12 protein-coding genes are annotated in these 10,950 nt (G+C 37.4%); 11 read left to right on the top strand and 1 reads right to left on the bottom strand.

All coding sequences use genetic code 11. From position 1 onward, the window contains the following. The first annotated feature begins 214 nt into the window (after nt 1–214). The 11 genes from ACY10D_RS04645 to ACY10D_RS04595 all read left to right on the top strand — a co-directional run bounded on the left by ACY10D_RS04645 (nt 215) and on the right by ACY10D_RS04595 (nt 9,887). Nucleotides 215–760, top strand: a complete 546-nt coding sequence (locus tag ACY10D_RS04645) for a hypothetical protein (protein ID WP_486999608.1) — start codon at nt 215–217, stop codon at nt 758–760. A gap of 137 nt (nt 761–897) precedes the next feature. Continuing rightward, nucleotides 898–1,305 carry a hypothetical protein gene (locus tag ACY10D_RS04640; RefSeq protein WP_486999607.1) on the top strand — a complete coding sequence of 136 codons (408 nt, stop codon included), beginning with the start codon at nt 898–900 and terminating at the stop codon, nt 1,303–1,305. Between the two features lie 32 nt (nt 1,306–1,337). After that, nucleotides 1,338–1,841 (top strand): DotD/TraH family lipoprotein, encoded by a 504-nt coding sequence (locus tag ACY10D_RS04635; RefSeq protein WP_486999606.1) that lies wholly within the window; start codon nt 1,338–1,340, stop codon nt 1,839–1,841. After that, nucleotides 1,841–2,587: a type IV secretory system conjugative DNA transfer family protein gene (locus ACY10D_RS04630; RefSeq protein WP_486999605.1), complete on the top strand. Its 747-nt coding sequence runs from the start codon at nt 1,841–1,843 to the stop codon at nt 2,585–2,587. Before ACY10D_RS04635 ends, ACY10D_RS04630 begins: the two co-directional genes overlap by 1 nt. Continuing rightward, nucleotides 2,584–3,696, top strand: coding sequence for a type IV pilus twitching motility protein PilT (locus tag ACY10D_RS04625; protein ID WP_486999604.1), 1,113 nt, complete (start codon nt 2,584–2,586; stop codon nt 3,694–3,696). The genes ACY10D_RS04630 and ACY10D_RS04625 overlap by 4 nt, the downstream gene beginning before the upstream one ends. Before the next feature lie 10 nt (nt 3,697–3,706). After that, a complete protein-coding gene (gene icmT, locus ACY10D_RS04620; protein ID WP_486999603.1) occupies nt 3,707–3,952 on the top strand; it encodes an IcmT/TraK family protein in 246 nt (81 codons plus the stop codon). A gap of 37 nt (nt 3,953–3,989) precedes the next feature. Next, complete coding sequence (locus tag ACY10D_RS04615; RefSeq protein ID WP_486999602.1) at nt 3,990–6,401, top strand: type IV secretory system conjugative DNA transfer family protein; 2,412 nt, start codon at nt 3,990–3,992, stop codon at nt 6,399–6,401. Next, nucleotides 6,385–6,693, top strand: a complete 309-nt coding sequence (locus ACY10D_RS04610; RefSeq protein ID WP_486999601.1) for a hypothetical protein — start codon at nt 6,385–6,387, stop codon at nt 6,691–6,693. Before ACY10D_RS04615 ends, ACY10D_RS04610 begins: the two co-directional genes overlap by 17 nt. Further along, the gene (locus ACY10D_RS04605; RefSeq protein ID WP_486999600.1) at nt 6,671–7,732 is read left to right on the top strand and encodes a secretion/conjugation apparatus DotM-related subunit; all 1,062 of its coding nucleotides are present in this window, start codon (nt 6,671–6,673) and stop codon (nt 7,730–7,732) included. The genes ACY10D_RS04610 and ACY10D_RS04605 overlap by 23 nt, the downstream gene beginning before the upstream one ends. 70 nt (nt 7,733–7,802) lie before the next feature. Continuing rightward, entirely contained in the window at nt 7,803–8,357 is a 555-nt protein-coding gene (locus ACY10D_RS04600) for an HNH endonuclease signature motif containing protein (RefSeq protein ID WP_486999599.1), read from the top strand. A 21-nt stretch (nt 8,358–8,378) separates the two neighbouring features. Further along, on the top strand, nt 8,379–9,887 hold the full coding sequence (locus ACY10D_RS04595) for a patatin-like phospholipase family protein (RefSeq protein WP_486999598.1): 1,509 nt from the start codon (nt 8,379–8,381) through the stop codon (nt 9,885–9,887). Between the two features lie 562 nt (nt 9,888–10,449). On the opposite strand, the gene ACY10D_RS04590 is transcribed toward ACY10D_RS04595, so the two are convergent. Further along, nucleotides 10,450–10,848, bottom strand: a complete 399-nt coding sequence (locus ACY10D_RS04590) for a hypothetical protein (RefSeq protein WP_486999597.1) — start codon at nt 10,846–10,848, stop codon at nt 10,450–10,452. Between the last annotated feature and the right edge of the window lie 102 nt (nt 10,849–10,950).

Genomic DNA, 10,950 nt, shown 5'->3' with positions numbered 1-10,950 from the left:
TTTGCAAGAGGGGTGGCAGCCAAAGGCTGACGGGGTGTTTATAAAATCATAGTTTTTCTAAAGTGCGTAACTTCAGTTTATGATTTGCCGTTCCCGTGTTCTCCACAGAAATCAGTAGCTAGTTTAAACGTTTTCACATGAAGTAAGGTGGGTGCTTGATGCAAGGATTTTTAGGCGTAATCTGATACTTAGTTAAATCAACGCGAAAGTAAACATGGATCCACGATTAAAAGATATTGATGTCACCGCAACTAAGCATATTGTCATTGCTATTGCGCAGTCGGTTTATCCTTTTGTGATTTGTGTTGCTGGAGGAATCGGTTTTGTTGTGCTATTGATCGGCTGCTTTCGGTTAACAAAACATGGTAAAGCGCAGCAGATGTTTCGCTATTATGCGCCCTCGACAACCTTTTTTATGATTTTCTCAGGGGTTGTTTTGGTATCTATTACAAACTTCTTTCAAGTGTTGACAGCCAGTTTGTTTCCAAGCACTTCGCTGAGCCCTCAAAATACATTGTTACGTTATATGAATGACTTTTCAAGGGTCAGTACCAATCAGCAAACAGTCTATGTGCTTTATAGTGTGTTAATGATTATTGGTTTGGTGTCGTTAATTCGATCGATGATCTTACTGACAAAAGTATCAGAAGGTCAAGAGGGGCATCTTGGGCGCACGTTATCACATATGTTAGCTGGGATTATTGCGATGAATGCAGAGTTTGTTGTCAGTGCAATTCAGAGTGTTAAAGCTTTTTTATAGATTGTGACAAATGAGTAATAAAAAAATAAGGGTAAAGAGATGATGTATTACGGTTTTTATTGGATCAGAAGAGCTCAAGCAGAGCGTGAAGAAAATCAAAGTAATGATAAGAGTTTATTAACCAACAGGAGTAGATAATGATCAGTAACAAAAGTGTGAAAATTGGTTTGGGTGTTGTAATATTCGCCATTGCAATAACAGGTGCTTATGCCGAAGGCTATAGTATGCATGATTTTAGAACATGGGCAAAGCACTTAATTGGTTTTATTTCCCAAATTGAGTATTTTGTACAAGTCGTTGCAACACTTGCTGGAATGTGGTTTGTTTATAGTGGACTGCAGCTATTTAGAAAGCACCATACGACCCAAGGGGCGCAAGGGGAGCATCTTAAAAATGGTTCTGGTCACTTATTGATAGGTGTGCTTTTGATGTGCCTTGTCCCTGCCATACAAATGATTCAAAGTTCGATTATGAGTGATGCGGGTAATACAAGTGCACAGAAAGTTTTTACTGTAGATCAAAGTGCGCTTGATAAATCATCATAAAAAGTCAATTTGATAATGGATAACAAAGTAAAATGTGTAAAATAGACAAAATATTTGCCCTTTTGGTTTTGCCTGTTTGTTTATGGTTATCGGGGTGTGCCGATACCAGCAGTTTAAAAACAGCACAACAAGATGAGTATTTAAACAAGGTGGTTTTAAACCAAATTAAGGTATCAACCTCATCGATACAGCATTCATTAGAAAACTTAAATGCAATAGAGCTGAGTAAATATGGGCAGCCAAAAATGCCATTTAAACAGGTGAAATCTGAGGATTTAAGCAAAGATTTATCGATTACTTGGTATGGACCTATTGAGCCATTATTAAAACAAATTGCCCACTCTGTAGGTTACAAAGTTGAGACCTTTGGCAAGCAGCCATTGTTTCCAGTAGTCATTTTGTTGGGTAATTTAAATGCCCCTGTAAATGACTCAGCATTAAATATTTTGACTAATATTGCCGTTCAAGCCAAGGCAAAAGCAGTGCTTTCAATCAACACCAAAATGCGTGTAATTAGTATAAGGTATGTTGACTAATGATAGTAGACTCACTTTCAAGCATAGAGAATTTAAATAAATCAAATAGCACGACAGCAATATACGCTAAAGATGACCTAACCATCAGGCAGCAAGCGCTAAAAGAAGCTGCTTTGGCATTAAGTTCACAAATGGCACTATATCGAGTCTCACAAACAGTCAATGCCAAGTTACAAACGTTATCTAGTGTTTTATATCAGGCATATAATTTCAATGATTTGTTATTGCCTAATCATGTGCTGCCACCGGTTATCCAGACTGCGTATAATGTTTCGCAGTTGTCACCAGATAGCTTGACGATTAAAGCAGGCGCTCAAATCTATCAAATTGTCAAACAATCAAAGTTTGTGACTGTGGTGCCTACATGGCGTGATTATTTGTGGATGAGTTATGCAAAACCTCAGATGCCGGACAAATCAGTTTTGCCGACTAATCAAAAAGAGCAAGATTTCTGGAAAAAGATCATTCAAATTGGTTGGCAAAGAGGGTATGAGCAGGGCATTGATATCTTCAAACAAGATATCAGTAAACTTAATCGTGATTTTAATGGCATGCTGCTTTACCGTCGTCTGGTATTGGAGCATAAGATATCACAACCTTATGTTAAGAAAAATGACTATGGCATTACGGGGAATAACAATAAATTGGTGATTGATAATCAAAGCTATCAGCTAAAATTACTACCTCAATTTCAGGTTAATAGCAGTCTATGGCAACCTGTGCTCCAAGGGAGACAAAGATCGTGATACTTTGTATATTTGAGCAAGAGCCATCTTATTTAATAGAGCAGGATTATTACCACATACTAGAGCAGTGTTATTTGGCAAATTGCTCTGATATTACCTTGCAAACGGGTGCGCGTGTCATTGCAAATAAAGATGGTTTAGCAATGGCATTAACTAAACGCACATTAACCTATAACGAGATTGAGAATGCGGCTAATTTGCTTTATGGCAGTAACGCTGTGGCAAAAGTCTTAAGTGGCAGTGATCTGGATTTTAGCTATACATTACTGATAAAACAAAGGCAAAAAGTAAGATTTCGCGTCAATATTACAGCTTGTCACAGCATGAATGCTTCGGGTTTGCAATTATCACTACGCATCTTACCCGCTTGTCCGCCACCATTACATCAATTAAGTATTTCAGATGATTTATATGATTTGAGCTTAGTGCGTGATGGTGTTGTGATCGTGTGCGGCGCAACAGGTTCAGGTAAATCGACCTTATTATCTTCGATGTTGCAACATAGATTATCTAAGAACTTATATGGTGAAAAGCTCATTACCATGGAGTCACCTATTGAATACCTTTACTCTGTTGATGATGATATGCCAGCGCCTGCCAGTGTTAGTCAATCGGAGTTGCCGCGGCAGTTACCCAATTATGCGTATGCGGTTAGAAATGCCATGCGTAGAACGCCAACAGCAATTATGGTTGGTGAGTCTCGTGATCATGATACATTTTCAGCAGTGATTGAAGCAGCACTAACAGGGCATGCTGTATATACAACTTTACACAGCAAAAGTGTTGCCGAAGCATTTCAGCGAGGCTTGATGCTTTTTCCAAAAGAACGTCAGCAAACGATCAAATATGATTTATTGTGCACACTTAAAGCGATTATTTGGCAGAGTTTAATACCCAGTCAAAAAGGTGGCAGAGTAGCACTAAGAGAGTATTTATTATTCTCAGATGATAAGGTAAACAAATTACTTGAAACGCCAGAGCATCAATTTGCGCAAGTGGTCAATAAAATGATGCAGCAAGATAAAACGAATATTGATGAACATCTTAAACAGTTGTATCAACAAGGACATTTATTGAGCCCTAATTTATCAAAACATAGCATACATTAGGTGGGTAGTAATGAATAATTTAGATGCACATTGGCGTGACTCAGCGCGAACACCAAAGTTTTTTGTGATAGATGCGCAAGTTTTTATTCCAATTGTATTATGCCTATTTCATTTTCGACTGTGGACGGTGTGTTTATGCGTTGTGGTAGCGATAATTTTGATTGTTTTAAATTACTTCAAGCTCAATACAAAGGACTCCTTACAGTTGCTTAGAGAGTTTATCGTCGGTAGAGAAAAAATAGTGCGTAGAAGATAAAACAAGATAGAAATAAAATGAACATAAGATAAAACAGATGAAAACCATAAGATATAGAGGATTATCTAAGGCACAAGAATCAACGCCGAGCATGTCTATTCGTGATACAAGGCCTTTTTTGCGCAGAACCTATGATTTTTGCTCATCACTTAGCGGAAGTGTGACATTGATTGGGGTATGCAGTATTTTGATTTTATGTTTGCCATTGATCAATGATTTACTGTTTGTGATGGTTTTACTGATCTTTTGGAATGCATTCTGGCAATTACCACGCCTACCAGTTCGCTTGCCAATGGGTGCTAAGCATTTAGATGTCTCCAACAAAGACCCTAAGCATCATAAGCCGCAAAAAGCCAATGGTCTGTACTTTTTTGCCAATGAAAAGAGCACGAAACATGAAGTATGGTTTTCAAGTCAGGATATGCAGACACACGCATTAATTTTGGGCACAACAGGAAGTGGTAAGACGCAATCGTTATTATCGATTGCCTATAATGCTTTGATACAAGGCAGTGGATTTATCTATGTTGATGGTAAGGGTGATAATAGTCTTTTTGCACAGGTTTTCTCAATGGCCAGATCAATGGGACGAGAAGATGATCTGTTAGTGGTTAACTATATGACCGGTGCTGAAGATATTATCGGTCCGCAGCAAGAAGCACTTTCAAATACCTTGAATCCCTTTGCCATTGGTTCATCAAGTATGTTGTCACAATTGGTGGTGAGTATGATGGGGTCATCAAAACAAGGTGGCGATGGCGATATGTGGAAAGGGCGTGCAATTTCTTTTGTTGAGGCATTAATGCGTGTCTTGGTCTATTTACGTGATCAGGCATATTTTAATTTAGATTCGGAATTAATCCGTAAATACTTTAGTTTGGATGTATTGGAAAACTTGCTACAAAACAAGGTGGCGATTGATCAGGATGACCATGAGATTTATATCCAAGAGACCCTGCCAAAAGAGGTATTGTCGCCACTTTATAACTATCTGGGGACATTACCAGGTTATCAGAAAAAAAATGTCGGCAAACAGTCAGATAAGACCTATGAGCAGCATGGTTACATTACGATGCAGTTAACGCGAATATTTGGTTCACTTGCAGATGTATATGCGCATATTATGCGTACTAACTTAGCTGAAGTTAACTTCAAGGATGTAGTACTCAATCGGCGTATATTGGTTGTACTATTGCCGGCTTTGGAGAAATCACCAGATGAATTAGCAAACTTAGGTAAGCTCATTATTGCATCATTAAAGGCCATGCTTGCTTCAGGCTTAGGCAGTAGAATTCAAGGGGACTATAACGAGGTTATTGAATCCAAACCATCTAATGCGGAAACGCCATTTTTGTGTATTTTAGATGAATATGGTTATTATGCAGTTGAAGGGTTTGCAGTAGTTCCCGCACAGGCAAGATCATTAGGCTTCTCAGTGGTGTTTGCCGGACAAGATATCCCAGCCTTTCAAAAAGCATCCAAAGAAGAAGCCGCATCGATCTTTGCCAATACCAATATCAAAGTATGTATGAAGTTAGAGGATCCAACAGAAACTTGGGACTTTTTCAATAAAACAGCAGGTGAGGCATATGTCACTGTTGCCAAAAGTTATAACATGGGCAGCAATGGGCAGGCATATGGTTATCAAGACACCAAAGAAGCAACGATTGAGAAAAGATCAAGATTGGATTTAATGGATTTAAAAGATCAAATGCCGGGCGAGGCACATGTATTCTTTCAATCGGGGATTTATCGTACCAAGATGTTTTATGCCGCACCGCCTAAAACTCGTGCAATACGTTTAAATCGATTTTTAAAGCTGGAGTCACTTAGTAATGGCTTTTTGAAATGTTATCAATTCGCCAATAAGCATGAGCAATATCCAATAATCCAAGATGCCGTGCCAATCAGCTCAAGGCATTTATCACAAGCTTTATTGCAAAATAATGAAGATAAAGAAAGACTAGAAATAGCAGAAACAGAAGAAGTGCAATATGGCAAGATTGAAGATGATCAAAACATTGAGCAAGTAGATTCTACAGAGTCTAATAGAATATCTACTGATCTGACAGCGTTAGCTAGTGCTGAGGAATTATCCCAAGATAATACGTCAGAAGCTAAGACAGCAACAAAGGGCGATTCACCCTTAAGTACTGAAGAATCAGCGGATAAAAATATCTTAACTTGTTTGATTACGGATGATCATCAGGATCGAGGATCGCGCCAATTGATAGATATGCAAAGGCTATCTAGCTTGATTTACACCCTTAATATTATGCGTGGTAGAAATATGCGTTTGGCGAAAGAACAAGCGCAAGAAAAGGAGCAGAAATTGTTAAAACTGGGAGAATATTATTTGAAAATCAAAAAAGGCAGTGGTCGTAGATTACTACATCAGAAATTAACACGTTCGCTTAATGGAGCAGTAAGCAATGATCACCTTAAGTAGTCTTTTAGATAAAATGCTAGTAGAAAATGGTATTATTTGCATCGAAAATGGACATGAGAAAGCCTTTGATAAATTACATCGCAAGACTGTATTGCTTAATCTATTGATTACGCAAGCGGAGGACCTTTATCACTATGTTTTTGATGAATCGATGGTTGATATCAATGAGGAAAGCTATGACCTGATCCAGTTACTTTTTATTTTTGATCAAGCTTTAAGTTTATGTGATGAGAATATTCTAGCAGTTGATAATGTGCTTGGGGGCGATTATGAGTCAGCAGCAAACAAGTGACCATTCTGAAATGGGTGTTTTTTACGTGATTGCACTTTGCTTGGGCGTCGCTTTAATTTTCTATTTTGTATTTCATCAATACATTGTTGATGTTGTGTTTGGCATTAAAAAATTTGAGTTAAGTATAATTATTTTATTCAATCATAAATACCAGTTACTAATGAACTGGTGCAATCACGTATCACAATCCAGAGTGTCATTAGAAGATATGAAATATCTGGCATTGATTACGGGAGAAATAAGCAAGAAATTATTGTGTACTTTAAGTGTTGTATTGGCAATTATTCTATTATTATTTCATCCTGTTCGTCGGTACAAAAGTAGCTATTCTATGCGTACGCTATCTCAGCGGATGCAAAAGTCATTTGCCGATGTCTATTTACCAGAAAATCAGCACGAAGATTTGCTAAAAGGTGATTTTAGTATGGCGTTGTCACCTGTTGAGTTTATGCATCAGCATGCTTTAATAACTCAGGATAAAAAGCTAGATATTTATAAAAGCTATGATGTGTTATGCCGCCAGCTTGGTCAGGTTGGCAGTGATGCACTTATTGATTCACAGGCGTTATATATCTTATACGCGAGTTTAATCGCATTTGTTGCAAATGACCGCAAGCTGGGGCGACGTATTTTGCAGTGTGCCACACAGTGGTATATGAGCAGCCGTTGGCTAGATAAATATCGCTTCAAAAAACGCCTGTCAAATGCAGTAAACTCAAGCATTAAGCGCTATGAGTATGAAGACAAGGTCAGGTCAATCGTTACAAAGCATCATTATAATAGCACGTTGTTGTGTGGATTACTGGAGCATGCACGTAAAGGGGGCATTGTGCCAAATGCCTCTTTCTTATGGTTAAAAAAAGAGGACAGAACCTTATGGTACGCCTTAAATAATGTTGGCAGAGAAGCCGTGTTTACCGAAGCTGCAGCAATTACTGCACATTGGCAGGCTGAGAAAATGCTCAACACCAAGATCACAACACCGATGGTTAAAACAGCAATAGAAGCATTACAACAAGAGATATATGTATATCAATAGGTTGCCCAGCGTATTCTAAAAACTGGAAATCAAAAAATCAAAAAACAGCAAGAGGAAAAGAAATAAAACAATGGAATCACACGTTCTTCTACCACTAAAGCTAAGTGCTAAAAGTGGTAACTTTATTGAGTTTTACGCACGTCAAAATCACGTGAATTATATTAAAATCAAAGAGCAATTATGCAATGAGGCACCATATTGTCAATTTTGTGGAGCAACTGAAACAAAGCATTTGCATATTGTCAATAAAGACCTTGATTATAACGTTAATACCCTTAATAACTTAGTATTAGCTTGTCATTTATGTGCACACATCCAAATGCTAGATGACCCCGCTTGGGATTATAATGAGCAAGGCATCGTTTACCTGCCAAATATTTCACAAGCAACGCTTAATGGCTTGTATCAACAATGGGCAAATGATTTAAAACAAAAAAACAATGTATTTGAAATCACTGAGGCAATTTCAGAGTTGATGAGCTTTACTCAACAAATCAAAGAAGTATTGAATATCGAACCTAAATTTAGCGATTTACTTGGGCTTTTTGCGGTGTCCTATAATGACGGTGAATTTGTTGATTCATTGCGATGGGTGCCAAGTATGCAGTTGTTGAAGTTTCTTTAAATTGAAGGTTGAGGGGGCTTTATGACTAAACCTAATATTGAATATCTTGTTTTTAGTGGTGGGGGTGCCAAAGGTGTCCTGTATTCAGGTGTTTACAAAGCGCTGAAAGAAAGTGGTGTATTTGATGGTGTTAAAATGTTATCAGGTTCATCAGTTGGTGCGCTATTGGCAAGCCTGATGGCGTTTGGTATATCTGAGCAAAAGTTAATAGCATTGTCACAACAGACTAGTTTTATCGATTTGCTGGGAAATAGGACACCTTATGCACTGATAGAACGTGACGGGCAAGCACTTTATGAGTTTGTAGTAAAAAACATCAAGCATAGTATTTTAGCCTATTTTGCCCAAAACAATATGCTAAACAAATCTAATGAAATTAAAGATATCAAAGAGATCAAAGAGATCATTGCAAAATGCGATAGTGATCAACCCATCACTTTTGCTGATTTACTAAAGTTAAGTCGATACGATAGCAAGACATTTAAGCCGTTGGTAGTAACAGCAGTTGAAAAGAAAACGGGTAATTTTCAGGTGTTTAATGCCGAGGTTACGCCTGAGGTTGATGTTGCCTTGGCATGTAAAGCATCGGCTGCATTACCCATTATCTTGCAACCTACCAAGATCAGTGTCGATAGGAAAGTTGTTGAATACATCGATGGCGGGTATTTCGATAATATGCCTACGGAGGATTTTATTTTACCAAAGTTTGGAGACGATGAAACTCAAACCGCGAAACAATATGCAGTATATGCAAAAGAGTTAGATGATGTTCGCGCAAAAACGCTTGTTTTTGGATTTGGTCAAGATAAGGCGGGAGATGATTTGCATAAGACATTAAAAACACAAGATCTACCAATTGTCGCTGTTGGTTGGTTAAAACGATTCGTTTTATATATTGTGATACATATATTTGCTGGTATTCGTAGTATCTATAGCTATCTTGATCGCAAAGAAAGTGTTTTTAGACGTTTGCGTCAATATTATCGTGATAAAACAGTTACCTTAAAACCAAAACCAGTATCAACAATTTCCTTCACAGAAGCCAAAAAACAGGCGACAAAAATGATCTTTCAAGGTTATTTTAGTACTTATGATTTTTTGCATGATACATATCAGAAAGCGTTGCCACAGTCATATGTTTGGCAAAAGTTTTATTTTCAGTGTTTTAAAGCATATCAAAAAGATTCAACATTGATGTCACCTTATACAACAGATCTTGCAACCAGTTGGAAAGCACGAAAGTTAGCAAACTTTTTTGATTTTTTTGATCATTTCCTTGAGGCAACACATGTAATAGACTATATCAACTTGTGCTGTCATGACAGGGCAACAGAAAGCGCCAAATCAATAACCCGAGCGGTCAGAAGTTTGATTAAAACACTTAATCGTTGTGATGATATTACGATAACCTCTCGTTTTAGGCAGATATTGGGCGTGGCTAATAATGCTGATTTTACACATAGTGATATTGAGAGATATCTCAATCAACATAAACCCAAGAGTACACCATATTTATTAGACTATCGTTGATTATGGTATCAATAAATTTGGTGTCAAAAAGGGTAGTGTGGTTTTCTAGCATATTTATTTTTATAATGCTAAATCAAAAATGGCTAAAATTGACGTACATTAAAGGAGTTGCAATTCAGCAAAAACAGTTCAAGCGGGAAAGAACCAATTAAAATTGAACTCAGATGGAGTACAAAGATATCGCTGTCAGGTTTGCGGTAAATACTTGACTTTTATAAAACCAGAATCAAGCGACTTGCCTAGAAAAAGCATTTGTTTTTCAAAAACGGAGCTAATGCATGACACAGTTGAGTTAACAGTCTCTCATTGGTCTTTATATCAATCGGGTTGAGTGGGGACGAAACATATGAAATGCTAAAATAGCACACCACCGAATGGCTAAGCAATTTATCACAAAAGGTTAACTTTCTTGATTTGTTGGGTAATCGCACACCTTATGCGTTAATCGAGCGCGATGGACAACCGCTTTATCGATTTATATCTGAGCACATTAAGCACAGCATTTCATTATTATCTGATTATAACAATACATAAAATATTAAGTGATTCTCAGTACGCAAAGTCAATTTGAGCTATCAGGCAACTCGTTTAAGATATTTAGTTCAATAAGAACATTCTCCGCAAAGGCTCTTTTGTATATTTGTTGTGCCTTTGGACTAGGAGTTCTCGACGGATCTTCAAAATAAAGGCTATCATTATAAGAGCGCATCATTATAACCTCGTCATTATAATCCTTCATTACTCTGGGTGTTGAGGCAAAGAGATTCAAATCATCTGTAGTAATTTTCACATTTTGAAACGAGCTACTTCCTCCCTCAAAATGATTATACACCAGATCAATAAGTTGATCGCGCAGATCACATGTATCCAATGCGCTATAAAATATGTTTCTCAATTGATCAATCGAACACAACATAGAAAAATTATAGTTAACACGCTGATATTCATAAAAATCACCCATAAATGCACCCAAATGGATATGTAATATAATGTGAATCAAGGTTTAAATTATGCACAGTATTTTTGTGCCAGCAACTCAAATGCTGCACATAGCCTTCCAAAT

This window comes from Cysteiniphilum sp. (assembly GCF_057495195.1).
This window is presented reverse-complemented; position numbering and strand designations above follow the sequence as displayed.

Bases quoted from the DNA above. Each gene is read 5' to 3' on its own strand.
- ACY10D_RS04645 (WP_486999608.1), top strand. From the start codon at position 215: ATGGATCCACGATTAAAAGATATTGATGTCACCGCAACTAAGCATATT.
- ACY10D_RS04640 (WP_486999607.1), top strand. From the start codon at position 898: ATGATCAGTAACAAAAGTGTGAAAATTGGTTTGGGTGTTGTAATATTC.
- ACY10D_RS04635 (WP_486999606.1), top strand. From the start codon at position 1,338: ATGTGTAAAATAGACAAAATATTTGCCCTTTTGGTTTTGCCTGTTTGT.
- ACY10D_RS04630 (WP_486999605.1), top strand. From the start codon at position 1,841: ATGATAGTAGACTCACTTTCAAGCATAGAGAATTTAAATAAATCAAAT.
- icmT (WP_486999603.1), top strand. From the start codon at position 3,707: ATGAATAATTTAGATGCACATTGGCGTGACTCAGCGCGAACACCAAAG.
- ACY10D_RS04615 (WP_486999602.1), top strand. From the start codon at position 3,990: ATGAAAACCATAAGATATAGAGGATTATCTAAGGCACAAGAATCAACG.
- ACY10D_RS04610 (WP_486999601.1), top strand. From the start codon at position 6,385: ATGATCACCTTAAGTAGTCTTTTAGATAAAATGCTAGTAGAAAATGGT.
- ACY10D_RS04605 (WP_486999600.1), top strand. From the start codon at position 6,671: ATGAGTCAGCAGCAAACAAGTGACCATTCTGAAATGGGTGTTTTTTAC.
- ACY10D_RS04600 (WP_486999599.1), top strand. From the start codon at position 7,803: ATGGAATCACACGTTCTTCTACCACTAAAGCTAAGTGCTAAAAGTGGT.
- ACY10D_RS04595 (WP_486999598.1), top strand. From the start codon at position 8,379: ATGACTAAACCTAATATTGAATATCTTGTTTTTAGTGGTGGGGGTGCC.
- ACY10D_RS04590 (WP_486999597.1), bottom strand. From the start codon at position 10,848: ATGGGTGATTTTTATGAATATCAGCGTGTTAACTATAATTTTTCTATG.